Origin of the sequence: Bacillus sp. FSL W8-1127, assembly GCF_038006725.1 — a bacterium.
In the GTDB taxonomy this organism is placed as follows: domain Bacteria; phylum Bacillota; class Bacilli; order Bacillales; family DSM-4216; genus Bacillus_O; species Bacillus_O smithii.
The window spans coordinates 3,182,960-3,200,697 of the sequence record NZ_JBBOVU010000001.1 but is presented as its reverse complement, the minus strand read 5'-3'; the positions used below and the strand labels follow the sequence as shown (position 1 = coordinate 3,200,697).

13 protein-coding genes are annotated in these 17,738 nt (G+C 40.7%); 5 read left to right on the top strand and 8 right to left on the bottom strand.

Features of this window, described 5'->3' with window-relative positions; translation table 11 throughout:
* Positions 1-54: 54 nt before the first annotated feature.
* Positions 55-1,335, bottom strand: coding sequence for an ArsB/NhaD family transporter (locus NST12_RS15000; RefSeq protein WP_048624163.1), 1,281 nt, complete (start codon positions 1,333-1,335; stop codon positions 55-57).
* A 185-nt stretch (positions 1,336-1,520) separates the two neighbouring features.
* Entirely contained in the window at positions 1,521-2,855 is a 1,335-nt protein-coding gene (locus NST12_RS14995; protein WP_341030259.1) for a hemolysin family protein, read from the bottom strand.
* Positions 2,856-3,302: 447 nt separating this feature from the next.
* On the opposite strand from NST12_RS14995, the gene NST12_RS14990 reads away from it, so the two are divergent.
* The gene (locus tag NST12_RS14990; protein WP_004439420.1) at positions 3,303-3,872 is read left to right on the top strand and encodes an FAD-dependent oxidoreductase; all 570 of its coding nucleotides are present in this window, start codon (positions 3,303-3,305) and stop codon (positions 3,870-3,872) included.
* Between the two features lie 32 nt (positions 3,873-3,904).
* Here NST12_RS14990 and NST12_RS14985 read toward each other — a convergent pair whose 3' ends face one another.
* Both NST12_RS14985 and cls read right to left on the bottom strand, forming a co-directional pair.
* A complete protein-coding gene (locus NST12_RS14985) occupies positions 3,905-4,087 on the bottom strand; it encodes an SE1832 family protein (RefSeq protein ID WP_004439417.1) in 183 nt (60 codons plus the stop codon).
* A 129-nt stretch (positions 4,088-4,216) separates the two neighbouring features.
* A complete protein-coding gene (gene cls / locus NST12_RS14980) occupies positions 4,217-5,668 on the bottom strand; it encodes a cardiolipin synthase (protein ID WP_341102263.1) in 1,452 nt (483 codons plus the stop codon).
* 393 nt (positions 5,669-6,061) lie between these two features.
* Between cls and NST12_RS14975 the strand changes: the two genes are divergently transcribed.
* A complete protein-coding gene (locus tag NST12_RS14975; protein ID WP_156179267.1) occupies positions 6,062-6,205 on the top strand; it encodes an Lmo0850 family protein in 144 nt (47 codons plus the stop codon).
* 151 nt (positions 6,206-6,356) lie between these two features.
* On the opposite strand, the gene NST12_RS14970 is transcribed toward NST12_RS14975, so the two are convergent.
* From NST12_RS14970 to mgtE, 3 genes are all read right to left on the bottom strand, one after another.
* On the bottom strand, positions 6,357-7,715 hold the full coding sequence (locus tag NST12_RS14970; protein WP_048624161.1) for a hemolysin family protein: 1,359 nt from the start codon (positions 7,713-7,715) through the stop codon (positions 6,357-6,359).
* A 461-nt stretch (positions 7,716-8,176) separates the two neighbouring features.
* Entirely contained in the window at positions 8,177-9,490 is a 1,314-nt protein-coding gene (locus NST12_RS14965; protein WP_048624160.1) for a hemolysin family protein, read from the bottom strand.
* Between the two features lie 291 nt (positions 9,491-9,781).
* Positions 9,782-11,140: a magnesium transporter gene (gene mgtE, locus NST12_RS14960; RefSeq protein ID WP_048624159.1), complete on the bottom strand. Its 1,359-nt coding sequence runs from the start codon at positions 11,138-11,140 to the stop codon at positions 9,782-9,784.
* Positions 11,141-11,435: 295 nt separating this feature from the next.
* Here mgtE and NST12_RS14955 point away from each other — a divergent pair, with 295 nt between their 5' ends.
* Positions 11,436-12,209, top strand: coding sequence for a hypothetical protein (locus NST12_RS14955; RefSeq protein ID WP_341101780.1), 774 nt, complete (start codon positions 11,436-11,438; stop codon positions 12,207-12,209).
* A 336-nt stretch (positions 12,210-12,545) separates the two neighbouring features.
* Here the strand turns inward: NST12_RS14955 and NST12_RS14950 are convergent, their stop codons facing one another.
* Positions 12,546-13,715 carry an MFS transporter gene (locus NST12_RS14950; RefSeq protein WP_341101777.1) on the bottom strand — a complete coding sequence of 390 codons (1,170 nt, stop codon included), beginning with the start codon at positions 13,713-13,715 and terminating at the stop codon, positions 12,546-12,548.
* A gap of 804 nt (positions 13,716-14,519) precedes the next feature.
* On the opposite strand from NST12_RS14950, the gene NST12_RS14945 reads away from it, so the two are divergent.
* Together NST12_RS14945 and NST12_RS14940 are read left to right on the top strand one after the other, a co-directional pair.
* Positions 14,520-15,584 (top strand): D-alanine--D-alanine ligase, encoded by a 1,065-nt coding sequence (locus NST12_RS14945; RefSeq protein ID WP_341101773.1) that lies wholly within the window; start codon positions 14,520-14,522, stop codon positions 15,582-15,584.
* A gap of 86 nt (positions 15,585-15,670) precedes the next feature.
* Entirely contained in the window at positions 15,671-17,044 is a 1,374-nt protein-coding gene (locus tag NST12_RS14940) for a UDP-N-acetylmuramoyl-tripeptide--D-alanyl-D-alanine ligase (RefSeq protein WP_340397210.1), read from the top strand.
* The last annotated feature ends 694 nt before the right edge of the window (positions 17,045-17,738 follow it).

The window sequence follows — 17,738 nt, the reverse complement described above, 5'->3', positions numbered from 1 at the left end:
ACAACAGAACCCTCCTGTTTTGATAGGAAAAGATGTGCCGGCTTCTCTTTCGGTCTACCATAAATAACGAAGATAAATATAGACGCTTGAGATAAGAATCGAAATAAGCATAAGCGGAAATCCGATTTTTAAAAACGAAGTGAAGGTGATTTTGACGCCTAGTTGGGCGGCAAGACCGGCTACGATTAAGTTGGCGCTGGCGCCGATCAACGTACCATTTCCGCCAAGACAGGCACCAAGAGATAAACTCCACCACAGCGGTTCGAGATTCTTAATTCCCAAATCGCCCATCGTTTGGACAAGCGGGATCATGGTGGAAACGAAAGGAATATTATCGACAAACGCCGAAACAATCGCGCTTAGCCATAAAATCAAAAACGATGCGATCGTCACATTCCCGCCGGTTATTTCTATCGCCTTTTTGCCGAGTGCGGAAATAAGTCCTGTTTCGACCAGCCCGCCCACAATGACAAACAGTCCTATAAAGAAGAAAAGGGTTGTCCACTCCACCTTTTTCAAAGCTGATTCCAAATATTCTCCTCCCGTCCATAACAACAGTATGAAAGCTCCTAACAGAGCGATCACGGCTGTTTCAACATGCAGAAGCGGATGGAAAAAAAAGCCGACAATCGTGATAAGCAGGACGGACAAACATTTTTTCAAAAGTACTGCATTGGTTATTTCTTTTTTTTCATCCAAAGCGAGCAGCTTTTCTTTGAGAACTGCCGAGGTGGTGAGCTGTTTTCGAAACAAAAAGGCGAGAATGGCGATCGTAACGAGCAACACAAGGAAACAGACGGGGGCCAAGTTATTCATAAAGGACAGAAAGGTTAATTCCTTAACGGCGCTTCCGATCATCATGTTCGGCGGATCGCCGATTAATGTGGCGGTTCCGCCGATGTTGGAAGCGAACACTTCTCCTAATAAATAAGGAACCGGGTTGATTTTCAAGCGGTTCGTAATGTTGAAAGTCATCGGCACGATTAAAAGCACCGTTGTCACATTGTCCAAGAATGCGGAACCGAAAGCTGTAATTAAGGAAAGGATAATAAGCAATTTGATTGGATCTGCCTTCACTTTTTTGGCCGACCAAATGGCAATGTAATGGAACAAGCCTGTCTCTGAGGCAATCGATACTATGACCATCATGCCAATCAACAATCCGATCGTATTAAAATCAATATGATCAATGGCCTGCTCCTGTGTCAATACGCCAAATACAATCATCAACAATCCACCGATTATAGCAACAATGGTTCGATGAAATTTTTCTAGAATAATAAAAATATAGGTAATGATAAAGATGCTCAATGCAATGATAGCTGCTTGGCTCAACGTATATCCCACCTATTCAACCACTCTTCAAAATTCTTTCCATAATAAAAATACTACTCCTATGCATTTGAAAATACAATTCATTTTGTGCGGAATTTTTCTATTTTTTAAAAAACAGGACTTCATCGTGTCTATGTATACATAAAGAGGTCCTGACCCAAAGGCAGAACCTTTCTCTATATGACTTATGAAAAATCTTCCGTTTGATGATCCGGTTCGTCCGTTTTTTTCGTGATTAAAATTTTATCTACACGGACATCGTCCATATCGATGACTTCCAGTGTCAAATGTTCAATATCGATTTTATCTTTGACGGCGGGAATTTTTCCTAAATAAAGAATCATAAAACCGCCGATCGTATGATAGGAGATTTTGGATTCAATATCAGGAAGCTCTTCGATATCAAAATACCGTTTAAAATCTTCTATGCTGACAAGCCCGTCAGCAAGCCAAGTATGGTCATCCCGTTCTATAATTTTCGGTTCATCGGGGTCGTCTTCCCCGGGAATATCCCCAATCAGTTCCTCCATAATGTCATGGAGAGTGATCAGCCCTTCAATTCCTCCGTATTCATCAATGACGATCGCCTCGTTGCGGCCTTCTTTTTTCATCGCTTCCAAGGCATGATACACTTTCATTGGCTCTGGGAGGAAAAGAGCGGGCCTTAATATGCTATGTAAATCAATCGGTTCTTGGCTCAAGCTTTGAGTGAGCAAATCTTTCGTGTGGATCATTCCGGCAAAGTTATCTAAATCTCCGTTTCCTGCCGGATAAATGGAATGGCCTCCTTCAATGATTTTTCTCAAATTGATTTCTAACGGATCTTCCAAGTCGATCCAAGTCAACTGAGTGCGGGGCGTAAAAATATCATTTAAACGCAAATCGCCTAAATTAAATACTTGCTCCACAATTTCATGTTCTACTTCTTCTACGATTCCGCTTGATACACCTTGTTCAATCATGTGCCGAATTTCCTCTTCCGTAACCGAACGGGTCGGCATCAATTGAATGTGAAACATCTTTAGAACAAAACGAGACAGAAAAGTAAAACAGCGCACAATCGGTTTGGTTATTAGTGCTAGCCAATACATTCCGTTGGCAAGAGCAATAGCCGTTTTTTCAGGATGATTTAATGCGACTCTTTTCGGAACCATTTCTCCAAAAATAATGGTCAGCAATGCAATCAAAACGATCACGAGAACATAACTGATGAGATCGATATATGGCATAGACGGGAAAACGGCGAAAAGCCAGCGAGAAAGCTCTTTAGCAATAGATATGCTGCTGATGGCGCCAATCGTCATCTCAATCAAGGTCAGACAAATTTGAATCGAAGATAACAGCTGATTTGGTTCTTTTGCTATCCGAAAGGCCCTCTTCGCTTTTTTTGCACCTGATTTCGCTTTTTCTTCCAATTCCGATTTGCGTAAAGCGACAATGGCCGTTTCCATCATGGACAAAATTCCGTTCATGAAAATGAGCAATAAAATGATGATCATGGAAGTCCATATCCTATCCAACGCGTATTCACCTTTCTTCTGTAAGAAATACAAGGTCTACTTTGAACATACACAAACTTTTCCAAAAAGTACAATAGAAAGATTATTCAGTGTGGACCATCCAACTTGCTGTAGAACGATTTTTGTCATAAATATTGGCTCTGACAGCAAGGGATCATGTTTGGAGAAAGCATTGGTGAAACATGTATAACCAACGATTTTGTGCTGCTTGGCTCCATCATCTTCTCGTTGATTTCCGTAAAAGTAAGCGATTGATGATAGAAAAAGTCCATAAGTGTTTATTTCATTAGTATGGAATTTTCGACTGCAAACAAAACATTCCACGCCCATTTTCCCGAAAAAAAACGGAATCGTTTTCGTTCGGATGAAAAGTATGGAAATTTTGAAAAATACCACCGGCAATGTCATAATAAAAATGGAGGAATGAAAGGAAAAGGGGATGAAAACATGTTTGAAATTGCCATTATCGGCGGAGGCCCTGCCGGCGGAAGTGCTGCTCTTTTTACCAGCAAAGCCGGAAAAAGGACGTTGGTTATTGATAACGGGAAAAGTGTAACCAAAAGAGCGTGGATTGAAAACCATTACGGTGTTGCGGAAATAACGGGACCGGATTTAGTAGAAATCGGTCGAAAACAATCAGAAAAATTTGGTGCGGAATGGGTGGAAGCGGAAGTAACAGACGTGAAGAAAACAGACAATGGTTTTGAAATTGTGACAGAGAAAGGCCGCTACGAAGCGAAACAATTGATTATTGCTACCGGAATGCTGACGAAGATTGCCGAAACGCTTGGATTAAAGGTGAAAGCAGGAACGGAACCGCGCGTCAAACAGATCATTGAGACGGACGGTCAAGGGCGGACTAGCATGGAAGGTGTCTGGGCAGCCGGAGTTGCGGCAGGGACAAGCGTTCATACAATTATCACTGCAGGCGACGGAGCCAATGTGGCGATTAATGTCTTGAGCGAGATGAACGGCGAGCGCTATGTCGACCACGATGTATTAAAATCGTCGAAATAAAAAAGTTGACTCCACTAGGGGTCAACTTTTTGTCATTCTTCGCATTTTAACAACTGTTCATTCAAATATTTAAGCTGGTCTTCCATTTGTTTTAACATCTTTTCCGCATTGGAGACGCTTTGGCCTGTAGATTCCAGTTTTTCTATATCGCCTTGAATGCGGATATAATCCATCTTGATTTCTTTTATGGCATATTCAATGTCGGCCCGTTTCAATGTCGCCCCTCCCGATCAATCGTTATTCCCATTATATAGAAATTGAGATGAGATTGCTATCTTTATTTTTTTATCAAATAGGCCAAACACGGCAGAGATGGAAGCGGACGACAACAGAAAACAACAGCCTTATAAAATTGGTGAGAGCAGCCGCGAAATCGATTCTTTAAAGCGAATTCTGAGAGGACGTAATTGATAACGATCAATCGTTAATTCTTGGCATTTCGTTAAATCTTGCTTGAAAAATTCCGATAGGTTTTGAGCTGTTTCTTCATGATAAATAAAGGCATTGACTTCGAAATTTAACCGGAAACTTCGGACGTCAATGTTCGCTGTTCCAACGGAGCTGATCTTTTCGTCTACGATAATCGTTTTAGCATGAATAAAGCCATTTTCGTAAATGTAGACTTTTGCTCCAACTTTCAATAGCTCCCCGATATAAGAAAGGGTCGCCCAATAAACAAAAATATGGTCAGGTTTGTTAGGAATCATGATGCGAATGTCTTTGCCGGACAAAGCGGCGATTCTAAGAGCGTCGAGTAAACTGGCATCAGGAATAAAATAAGGAGTCTGAATGTAGATTGATTTTTCGGCATTGGAAATCATTTTGATATAGCCGTTTTTAATGGCTTCCCATTCCGAATCAGGACCGCTTGTCACGATTTGAATGGGGATTTGTCCGGACGGACGGGATTCCGGAAAATACCGGTCTGAATATTGGATATCGTAGCGTGTCGGCGCCGCTTGATTCCAATCCAGGATGAAGCGTGTTTGAATCGCATGAACTGCTTTTCCGGTAATTCGTAAATGTGTGTCACGCCAGTAGCCAAATTTGGGATTCAATCCTAAGTATTCATCCCCCACGTTAAACCCGCCGACATACCCAATTTTCCCATCGATAATGACCAATTTTCTATGATTGCGGTAATTTAATCGTAAATTAATTAAAGGTATGCGGGACGGGAAAAACACTTCCACTCGGCCTCCGGCGGCTATTAAATGACGGAATGATCTTTTCGACAACCGCCTAGACCCCATTGCATCATAAAGAATTCTAACTTCGACTCCTTCTTTCGCTTTTTTTGTTAAAAGCTGAATCAGCTGTTTTCCGATGTGATCGGCACGGAAAATGTAATATTGAAGATGAATGTGGTCTTTTGCTTTGGCGATGTCTTTTAGTAATGCCTCAAATTTTTCTTGGCCGTCAACAAATATGTCTATATCGTTGTCTTGAGTGAGCACCGCGTCATTGTTGATAAGATGCATGTAAATTAAATCGCGGTTTTTTGCGGCATGTGGATCGCGAAAATCAAATCGGTCTTCTTTTAAAGCAGCGATTTGCTGGTCAATCATTTTTTCTATCCCGATTTTTTTAATATCATCCCAATCAAACAATCGGCGTCTTGTTAAATTTTGTCCAAAGATTAAGTACAGAATAAATCCTACGAGAGGGATAAAAAACAATACTAACAGCCATCCCCACGTAGCGCTTGGTTCCTTCCTTTCCAAGAAAATAATGACGCCAGCAAAAAGGATATTCAGAAGAAACAAGAGAATTAATAAAATTGCCAATATTTCCATATTCATCCCTGCCAACTTCCAGCTATTGAATTGGTTATTCTTCATCCCTGTTTTAAATGGAAATAGCAGCAGCCATCTTGTATAAAGAAGGGGACACTTTATACTTAGCATATTTTATCAGTATATTCCTTTGTTTGCTATAACGATACCTTATTTTTCTTTTTGTTTAGGAAAGGATTCGATGATTTTTCATTAAATGATAAGAATTTATTAAGGAAACTGTACTATCATGGTTTGCAAGAGGACCGCCGCTTTAAATGCAAGGATGGGGGAGGGATGATGGGCTGTTAAGAAGAGGAGATAAAGGTCAATATTTTTTCAAAAAAAAGATGAAACTGTTTGCCGTTTGATTCGTAGAAAAAGTATAAACTTCAAAATGAAGAGGTGTCTGTTGTGGTGAAGGACAGTGAGCGGATCGCAAGAGTAATCAACAAGCTTTCCAGTTTGGGCGTTAAAGTAACGAAAACGAAGTCTCGCTTGGATTTGTTCCGAGCTCTACAAGGATATAAAGATATCAGAGGAATTGTAAAGTTGTAAAGGTGTTTACATAGTTTAGTATGCGCGTATAAAAAAATCCACCTTATGATTGAATGGATGTTGAAGGTCATTCGTTGTCTGAGAATTCAGGGTAAAGACACCGTAAGAATCGTGAAAAAGGCGCCGGGATGAATTCCTGGCGCCTTTTTCGTTAAGAGATGGCTTCATTTTCCGCGAGCGAAATTTGTTTGGTCGGTGCTATTTGCTCTTCAGGTGATTCTTTTTTTAGAACTTCAATATATTTGATATGGTGATCCTCCATATCTAAAATACGAAATTCATAGTTTTCATAAAAAATAACATCCCCTTGGCTGGCATCATAGTTTTTCGTTAAAACCCAGCCGCCAATCGTGTCGACGTCTTCCTCTTCAATTTCCAGTCCAAGCAGATCATTTACTTCGCTGACCAGCACCTTCGCATCCAATATAAAATGATGCTCGTTGATCTTCCGAATCAAGGGAACTTCATCCAAATCAAATTCGTCGCGAATTTCGCCGACAATTTCCTCAAGAATATCTTCTACCGTAACCAAACCCGCCGTTCCTCCGTACTCATCCATTAAAACGGCCATATGGATTTGTTCCTTTTGCATTTTGATTAACAAATCATGAATAGGAATGGTATCGATCACTCTTATAATGGGGCGGACATAGGATTCGAGCGTTTGTTGGATGTTTTCTTGGTTTTGCACGTAATCTGTAAGGATTTCTTTTAAGTTTACTAATCCGATAATGTGGTCTTTATCCCCATCAATAATAGGGTAACGGGTAAATTTTTCTTCTTTGACGGTCTTTATAAAGGATTCTATTGTTTCATCTTTGGAAAGAGAAATGATTTCGGTACGGGGAACCATTATCTCTTTTGCAATTCGATCACCGAATTCAAAAATGTTGTTGACATATTTATATTCGGACTGGTTAATTTCGCCGCTTTTATAGCTTTCAGAAAGAAGAATGCGCAGTTCTTCTTCCGAATGGGCCAGTTCACTTTCCGATGTCGGATTTAAATCAAAGATTCTCGTTACGAGTCGGGATGAACCGTTTAACAACCATATAAATGGGAACATGATCCGATAAAACCAAATGAGCGGCTGCGCCACAAATAGAGTGATAGCTTCTGCTTTTTGAATGGCGAATGACTTTGGCGCTAATTCTCCTACCACTACGTGGATGAAGGTAATCAAGGCAAAAGCAATTCCCACTGACAAAATGTGTTGAACGGAATCGGCTAAATTCATGCTTTCAAATATCGGGTGAAGCATGCGGCCTACAGCAGGTTCGCCTAACCATCCAAGCCCAAGTGCGGTAATCGTAATTCCCAATTGGCAAGCCGACAAATATTCATCCAGGTGCGTAATGAGAGTTTTGGCGGCAACGGCTCGTTTGCTGCCTTCCTCAATCAATTGGTCGATCCGCGAGCTTCTAATCTTTACAATGGCAAATTCAGAAGCTACGAAAAACGCCGTTATTGCAATTAACATAACGACAAGAACCAGACTAAATATGTCCAAATAAATTTCCTTATCTCGCTGAGACGGCGAGTAAGGAGTCACCTCCTAAAGTATTTGAATGGCTTTATTGTTATATTTTTTCTTTATTGTGAATAACAAATAGTTCTTAAGTCGAAAGAAACAGGTGAACGGACGTCAAGAAAAAAAGCATCAATGTCCCATTTTATCACCCCAAATTCGTGTTTAAATTAACAATATTATAAAAAATACTTGAACTCCCGTCAATTGGAGGCTTTATTTCCCTATTTTATGGCGGGGAAAATGGTTTTATTCTAAGTCATCTTAAGATGGTTTTCAAGATTTATACACTTTTATCTAAAAAAGTATTGGCGTCTTTTTGAAAACAGGAGATTATCGCCTATGAACTCATTGGAGAGAGGAGACTGGTGAAATGAGCGACTTTAAGCATCTTCGCCTTTGAAAGGATGGGGAGGCATGGATGCTTAAAGTCTGATGAAAAGTTAAACCCTTGAGGGAGTGGTGCTGACTTTAGAAATTTCTACATACAAAATATGGTGTCCGTCCATTTCTGCAATCTTAAATTGGTACGGAAGATATTCAATAATATCTCCTTCGGCTAAATCATATTTTTGTGTGAGGAGCCATCCTCCGATAGTATCAACATCTTCTTCGTCCAAAGCGGTTCCGAGAAGATCGTTCACGTCTTCGATCAGCACTTTGGCATCTAAGAGGTAATGGTTATCTCCAATTTTGCGGATAAGAGGAACCTCGTCTGTATCAAACTCGTCCCGAATTTCGCCTACGATTTCTTCCAGGATATCTTCAACCGTTACAATTCCGGCAGTGCCGCCGTATTCATCCAGAAGGACGGCCATATGCGTCCTTTCCTTTTGCATTTTTACCAAAAGGCTCTGAACAGGGATCGTTTCTATGACGCGGATGATCGGCTTGACATAGTGTATAAGCGGCTTTTTCTTATTGTTTAAATTAGACACACAGTCTGTCAATACTTCCTTCATGTTAATCATGCCGATAATGTTATCTTTGTCTCCGTCCGTAATCGGATATCGGGTATACTTTTCCGCTAAAAGCGTTTCTAAAATATCCTCTAACGTATCGGATTGATCAAAACTGACAATTTCCATCCGCGGCACCATAATTTCTTTTGCCAGGCGGTTGTCGAATTCAAAAATTTTATTGACATATCGGTATTCCGATTGGTTGATTTCACCGCTTTTATAGCTTTCTGACAAAATGATCCTCAATTCTTCTTCAGAGTGAGCGATGTCGGTTTCGGTCGCAGGCTTTAAACCAAATAAATGAGTAACAAGCCGTGCGGATTGATTTAATACCCATATAAAAGGGAACATCACCCGATAAAAACCGATCAATGGCTTTGCAATCGCCAGCGTAATCGCTTCGGCTTTTTGAATGGCTACTGATTTAGGAGCAAGTTCTCCTAAAACCACGCTTAAAAACGTGATAACGGAAAAAGAAATCAAAAACGAAAGCACATGAGCGATGTTGTTTGGCAAATGCATCGCGCGGAACAATGGATGGATGAGAGCCTTTACTGTAGGCTCTCCAAGCCAACCAAGTCCTAAAGAGGTAATGGTAATCCCTAATTGAGTGGCGGATAAATAGGAATCCATATGGGTAATAATACGTTTTACGGCCACTGCTTTGTTGTTTCCTTCTGATACGAGTTGATCAATTCTAGAGGATCGCACTTTTACGATGGAAAATTCTGCTACTACGAAAAACGCTGCGAAAGCGATGAGCGCAAGAATAGCTATGATTTTGACGGTAATCAAAGCGTGAGGCTAGTTCCTGAGGGCGATCCACCTCTTGAATCTTAGCGTTCCGATTCAACGGAAGCCATTAACAAAGGGAAGATCGGCTCTTTTTGAAAATAGCCTCCCACACCTCCTATAATAATTTTCATGTCTATATCTATTGTCCTATTGTATCATAATTCCGATTTAGATCAGCAGTGAGAGCACCAAATTGGTAAACTTCATCGATTAATGGAAAAATATAGAGTAACGAGAGCTCTATATATAGGTTCTCTTTATCTTTCCCAAATAGCAAACTTTCACACCTGTTTAAATTAACCGATCCAGGAACCAGGAAGCGATCGTAAAATAAATGAGAAGTGAAAAAATATCGTTAATGGTCGTAATCAGCGGACCGGATGCTACTGCCGGGTCAACTTTTAATTTGTACAAGATCAGTGGGATCACCGTTCCGGCCAAAGTTCCAATGATGAGCGTGAGAAGAATGGAGAGGCTGACCACCAATCCGAGAATGGCGCTTCCTTGCCAGAAAAAAGCGATCGCAAACAAAAGAACAGAACAAATCGCACCGATAATGACGCCGACAACGAATTCACGTCCGACTAATTTTAAAGCTGTTTTCATATTAATGTCTTTAGAAGCAAGGCCCCTCACCACCACTGCCAATGATTGTGTTCCTGTATTTCCGGTCATGCCTGCAATCATAGGCATGAAAAAAGCTAAAGCGACTACTTTTTGCAATGTTGCTTGGAATCCTGAAATGATGCTTCCGGAAACGAGGCCGATAAACAGCAGCAAGATCAGCCATGGAAGCCGTCGAAAGGCAGCTACAGGCGCTTTTGTATCAAAATCGATCGCTTTCCCTGAAGCGGAAAGTTTTTCAATGTCTTCATTCGCTTCTTGTATGACAACGTCGATAATGTCGTCGAACGTGACGATTCCTTGCAAAACTCCTTCTTCGTCGACAACCGGTATCGCCAAAAAGTCGTAACGTTCAATGAGCCTGGCAATTTCTTCTTGGTCGGTTAGAACGGATACTGAAATGACACGCTCATACATGATATCCTTGATTTTGGCGTTTATATCAGCGAGAAGAAGATCGCGGTAGGAAACAACGCCCACCAGTTTTCGGTTTTCATCAATTACGTATAAATAGTTGATGGTTTCAGCATATTCTGCAAACGTCTTTAACTTATCTACGGCTTCTCTCACCGTATAATAATTGCGAATCCATACGAAACGGTTCGTCATGAGACGGCCGGCCGTTTCAGAAGGATAATTCATCATGTTTTTAATGATGGTGGACTCTTCTTTTTTCATTCCGGACAAAAACGATTTGATTCTTTCGGGAGACATGTCGTCGAGCAAGGACGCAAGGTCGTCGTTGTCCATATCGTCTAAGACCTTCCGCGATTTTTCTCTCCCGAGCTTTTTCAAAACTTCAAGCTGTTCTTCATGACCCAGCTCTTGAATCATATCGGTTAGGACGGGAATGTTTAGCTGTAAAAGAAAACGCAGTTTATGTTTTTCCGGTAAATTTTTATAGATCGTAGCCATATCGTAGGGATGCAATTCTTCCAAAAGCTTTTGAAAGTCTGTTTTTTTCCCTTCTTTTAAGGCTTTAATGACAAGAAGCGTCATTTGATCTTCTGTCAAATTTTGAATCACCGTCATTCCCTCCTTTAATGGGCTAAGTCCTTATTATAAATCGAAACATAAAAAATGGAGTCGTATGTTTTGGAATTCCCGGCTCTTTCTGTTCTCCGGCGTGATGAAATGCGGAGGAAGAATAGCCTATATTCCAAATCACAATAGAAATAGAATAAATCTAATGACAGAACGAATTTTTATTGCTTCAATCATATTTTATCATACGTCTTTTCACCTAATTTTGCTAAAATAGTAATGAGAATATGTGTATCGGATGGAAAAAGGAGATTGGGAAGATTCGGAGGTCATAAGATTGAGAAATCATGGGATTATGAAGGAGCTTATTTATATTCATTTAAATGCGGTTCATCAATATACGATGTCATATGGAATTGAGTTCCGCGAGTTTGTAAAATGTCTCCCCAAGGAACTGAATAATGTTTTGCTTTTGAAGCATAACTTTGACTACAGCGATTTTAACATGCACACTCTTTTAGATTATGCGGAAAAAGACAATTTGGATCGGCTGCTGAAAGAAGATGTGTATGAATATGGCGACTTTTGCTGGCTTGACTTTGAAGACACGGACGGGCTGAATGAATTGGAGGGGCAGGAAATCGCCGAGCTCCTTTATTTAGGACACAGCAAACAGCATTTAAGCGATCCTTTTTACAGCAAACTGAATAACCGCTACGTATATTTATCCCATGATGATGGCTGGTTCAATAAAACCTATTATCGATTTTTAACCGATTTTTATTATATGCTCGGACATGTGATTGCTTTGAAAATGAGCCATATAAGAGGAGAAAAGGGGCTGTTTAATCTGAAAAGAGGGAGAGAATTTCCTTCGGTTCCGAGGGATGTGATCGCTTCCTTCAAAGACAAGATGAAAGAAGGCATGGTCATCTCCATATCTAGAGCGGTTCAAACTCGACATAAAATTGAAATTCCCGTTTGGGTCATAGGGGATTATATCAATATGGATGAAATGGTGGATGACTATTTGGATAAAACGGGAGAGACTCCGGACGGGCAGCTGGTCTATGATAAAAAAATGCGGGAATGGAGCGCTTTATTTAAATAGAGAAGCCGACAAAACAAACGAAGGAACTCTGTATACCAGGCGAAGGTTAAGCAGCACTTGGCTTGCGATCTTTGTGAACCACCATGGCCAAATGATGTTTTGACCAAGACAGTAGAGCAATAGAATGGTGAAAGCCAATACTGGAAAGAGAAGAGCTCCGAATTCTCCTTAAGACGAAAAAAGATCTGAACTGCTAGTATTTTCTGACGGAAAAATATGCGTTTTCCTAAATGAGTGTAAAAGCCTCTTACGAAGACTGTAAGAGGCTTTTATGGCAAGTCCTTTTTCGGCTTGGAATTCGTATACAAGTTTAAGCAATTTTCTGAGCGAACTTTATTATTTGGCGATGGTTTTGCGGACAGAAACTTTTGCTTGCTTTGGCTTAATCATCATCAACAAGATGGAAATAATCGCAAGGGTACAGGCAATGATAAATGGCGTGTGGGCAGAAATGGATTCTCCTAGATATCCTGACAACACAGGAGCAACGGCTGCCCCGATCCAGCGGATGCAATTGTAAGTACCGGATGTAACCCCACGTTCATAAGGAGATACTTCCACCACGTAGCTTGTAAACAAGGCGTTGTTTAACCCGCATGCTAAACCGGAGACGATGACGATGGCAATCAATGCGATGCTGGAATGCACAAAGAATAAGGCCCCGACTAACATTGCAAAAACAAGTAAACTAAACGGCAAAATTTGTTTTGGAGAATATTTTTCTTCTAATTTGTGAGCTAAACCGGCAGATCCGTATGCAAGGAAAAGCCCCCATCCACAAAACACCAAGCCGATTTGAATGGCTGAAAGTCCAAGAGTAAGCGGCGTATAAGCCAGAACAACGAAAAATCCATAATAATAGAGCATTCCCGAAAGCGAGGCAATCAAAAAAGGCGGGAACGTAAACAAGTTTTTAAGGTCTTTCAATCCGGCCGGTTTACGCGTTTGTTTAGACGACGGTTCAAATACAAAGAACGCCACTAGCAGAAATGCAGTAAAAATCAGAATGCCGGTCGCAATGAAAGGAAACCGCCAGGAAAAATCCCCAAGCAGACCGCCCACTAAAGGACCGCCGGCCATACCTAAACCGATGGCGGCCTCATATAAACCAACCGCTTTTTGGGCATCGTCGGACAGAGCGATTAATAATGTCATAGCGGTAGCGAAAAACATCGAATTGCCGAGTCCCCAGCCGCCTCGGAAAATGGACAATTCCGGTATATTTTGGGAAAGCCCGCATAACAACGAAAAAATCGTTACCACGATAAGACCAGCAACCATAAGCCTTTTATCTCCGGCGCGGCTGGCCAAAATGCCGGCGGGAATCATCATAACGGACATGATGAAAATATAGGCGGTAAACAGCATTTCCACTTGCCAATGAGAAGCCCCGATTTGATCGGCAATAACCGGCAGGATCGGGTCCACAACTCCTATCCCCATAAACGCTAGAAATGACGCAAATACGGTAATCAATCGCGCGCGTGCAAAGTTTCTTTCTTCCATGAAAAATCCTTCCTTTCTGTATTGGTTTAAAACGATGGACCAAACAAAATCAGGCTCGTTTTTAGGTCGACTCACTCGTTCGCTCGCTCGTTTTTCATTGAGAGTGGCCAGACGTTTGCACTTGCTTGTTCCATCGTTTTTTGAAACGAAACGCATGCGGGAAAAAACAAGCCTCCTTTTTTGCCGAAAAACAAACAGCTTCTTTTTTCACGTCCTTTCCGGCGCTGGAATGATGTTGCCCAAGATCGTTTTTTGCCGTTTATTCCTTGTAAAAAATCATGTATTCATCCAATATGGCATCAATTTACATTTAACGTTAACGTCAAGGTTATATTTTGTCAATGATAAAAAAATCAAAAGGCTTATTTGTTTCCATTATTTTTGCATTCATGGGCTGTTCTTTTTAAGGCTGGCGTTTTTATAATGCGAATATAATAAGAATAAAAACAATCTCCACTTTCTAATCTATTTTCGGATTGACCCTTGATTTCCGGTTTCTTGTGGAAAAAGCAATGGGGAGCTTTTAAAGAAATTTTTTCCAGACTATGACCATTTCAGGAAAGTGAGGCGGACCATTCCAAATGGAACCTTTCTGCCTTTCTTTAGTAAACAGGAAATCTTGAATAAAGAACGAAAAGCCATGTATTATCCAGATTTTCTTAAAATTTCATAGTGTGATTGCATATAATCATATGAAGAAACGTTTTTCCGGCATGTAAAGAAATGATAAAATAGAAATGTTATTCAATGAACAGGAATAGAATGATTTTTCTTAACGAAAATCAACAATATTGGAGGTTCGTGATGAAAACGAAAGTTTGTTTATTATATGGCGGGAAATCAGCGGAACATGAAGTTTCCCTTCAGACAGCCAAAGCGGTGACGGAAGCGTTGGATTTGGAAAAATTCGACGTGTATCCGGTTCATATAAATAAAGAAGGACAATGGATTAAAGGACCGAAATTGGAAAGACCGGCAGAAAGCGTGGAAGATTTGCAGTTTTCGCCTCAAAACCAAGAGTCCACTCATCCGTTAGCGGCTTTCCTGGAAGGCGGTGAAGAGTTTGATGTGGTCTTCCCGCTTTTGCACGGACCAAATGGTGAAGACGGCACAGTTCAAGGGATGCTTGAACTTTTAAACATTCCTTATGTCGGAAATGGAGTCTTAGCCTCGGCGGCGGGAATGGACAAAGTGATCATGAAACATATATTTGCAGAAGCAGGCCTTGCCCAAGTCGATTATGTTTGGTTTACGCGCAGCCATTGGGAAAAAAATCAAGAAGTAACATACGAATTAACGGAAAAAGAAATCGGCTATCCTTGTTTTGTGAAACCGGCCAACCTCGGCTCCAGCGTGGGAATTAACAAATGTTCCAATCGAAATGAATTGGAAAAGGCCTTTAAGGAAGCTTTTCAATATGACCGTAAAATCATTGTGGAACAGGGAGTAAAAGCGAGAGAAATAGAAATGGGAGTGCTCGGGAACGATGATCCGAAATGTTCCGTACCGGGAGAAATCGTTCCTAAAAAGGAATTTTATGATTATAAAGCGAAATATCAAGATAATAGTACGCAATTGATTATACCGGCAGAAATTTCTGAGAAAGTTAAGGCAGAGATGGAGCAAATAGCGATCAAAGCTTTCCAAGCTTTAGATTGTTCCGGACTGGTTCGTGCCGATTTCTTTTTGACAGAAGACGGCCGAGTTCTGATTAATGAGGTCAATACGATGCCGGGATTTACCCCCGTCAGCATGTTTCCGCTTCTTTGGAAACATAGCGGTTTAGATTACCCTCAGCTGATTGAAACATTAATTGATTTGGCCATAAAAAGGCATGAGGAAAAACAAAAGATCAAATACACCGTTTAAAAGATCAAATACACAGTTTCATAGAGTGGACGCGGTTTTTCAAAATGCCGCGTCTGTTTATTCCGAGGAAGAAAAGGTGAAGGGAAATGATTGTCAAAACGATTCAACAAGTTGCTGAAATGATGGGAGCACCATATGAACTTTCCCATAAAGACATTGTGATTCAAGGAGTGAGTATTGATTCCCGAAAAATCGAAAAAGGGAATTTGTTTGTCCCTTTAAAGGGAGACCATACGGATGGGCACCGTTACGTCGAAACAGCGTTTCAAAATGGGGCAGCTGCTTCCCTTTGGCAAAAAGATGTTCCCAATCCACCGGAACATTTCCCGATCATTATGGTGGACGATACATTGGAAGCGCTCCAACGTCTTGCCAAAGCATATCGTGATGAACTGTCGATCAAAGTGGTAGGTGTAACCGGAAGCAACGGAAAAACGACTACAAAGGATATCATCAGCAGCCTTTTGTCGAGTCGATACCGCGTTCAAAAAACGGAAGGAAACTACAATAATCATATCGGATTGCCTTTGACGCTGCTTTCCTTAAAACAAGATACAGAAGCAGCGATTTTAGAGATGGGAATGAGTTCAAAAGGGGAAATTGATTTTTTGACGCGGATGGCTCGACCGGATATAGCCGTTATTACCAATATTGGAGAAGCTCATCTGTTAGATTTAGGTTCAAGAGAAGCGATCGCAGAAGCAAAATTTGAAATTATTAACGGCTTAGACAAAAATGGTGTGCTTGTTTACCACGGCGATGAACCGCTTTTGGAGCGACTAGTCCAAAATACGCCTCATTTGACGGTGAAAACGTTTGGGGAATCGGCAAAAAATGATTTATACCCGACGAAAATCCGTCAGACCAATGAGGGAAGCCGGTTTTCCATTAATACAGAACCGGAACGAGAATTCTTTCTTTCAGTGCTCGGTAAGCATAATGTGTTTAATGCATTGGCTGCTATTCTCGTTGCTCGTGAATTGGGGATCTCTTACGATGAGATTGAAGACGGCTTAAAAAAGATCGAATTAACTAAAATGAGATTGGAGCTTGTAGAGGGAAGCAAAGGAGAAAAAATTATCAATGATGCATATAATGCAAGTCCTACCTCGGTAAGAGCAGCGATTGATTTGGTTTCCGAACTTCAAGGCTACGAACGGAAAATTTTAGTTCTGGGCGATATGCTTGAACTCGGTCCGAAAGAAAAGCAATACCATGAAGAGATTGGAAAAGAAATCAATCCACATGCTATTGACTATGTGTTCACCATTGGTGCATTAGGCCAATATATTGCGAAAGGTGCGAAAACCGTATTGCCGGAACACCGCGTTTTCGCTTTTATGGAAAAAGAGAAACTCGTGGAAAAGCTGAAATCCTTGTTAACGGGAAATGAACTGATTTTAGTGAAGGCATCACGAGGTATGAAATTGGAAGAGGTCGTCCATCTTTTACAAGCGTAATGCTGTTTTTCGATGAAAACGGAACGCTTTTATTTGCTTTACGGAATAAAGTCCTTGCTTTTTTCCACTAAGAAGGATAAAGTTATCAGGATGATGGAATTGAATTTTATTCAATGAAATGGTACGATTACCGTAAATTGTTTATTACGCTTTCATGGGCAGCCCCTGCCCATGAGGCCAGGCATAAAATGTAGTTGCACGTCAGTTGCCCGCAAAAGGCCGATTGTTTCAGCGAAAAAGGCTGCCGCTAGTGGGAGTTTCACTTTGTTATTCATCTTTCATATCAATCCGCCAAAGGAGTCGGCATACCAACCGGAGGTCTCCTTTCATTTCCACCATTAAGAGGGTTAGCGATTGTGTACTTCTAGACTATAATGGAAAGTTCAAGCTCATTGCTTTTCGATATCTTTACTCGTATCCGTGTGTAGGAAACTGAGTTAGCGGATAAAAGTGACGCTAAATATCGCTCTTCAGTGGGAAGAGTATTTTTTTGTTTAAGGTGTTTTATTCATGTTTTTTTGAAAAACTAATTTTAAGACCGTTTCATGTGATTGAAACTTCCATATTTTTTCTTGATTGACTGTTCTCATCCATATCATTTTCATCAAAAGGAAAAATATAAATAAAAGGAATTTATCGTGAAACAATGAAGGCCTTTTTGAAAAGTAAGACGAAAAAAACTGCATATTGTGTA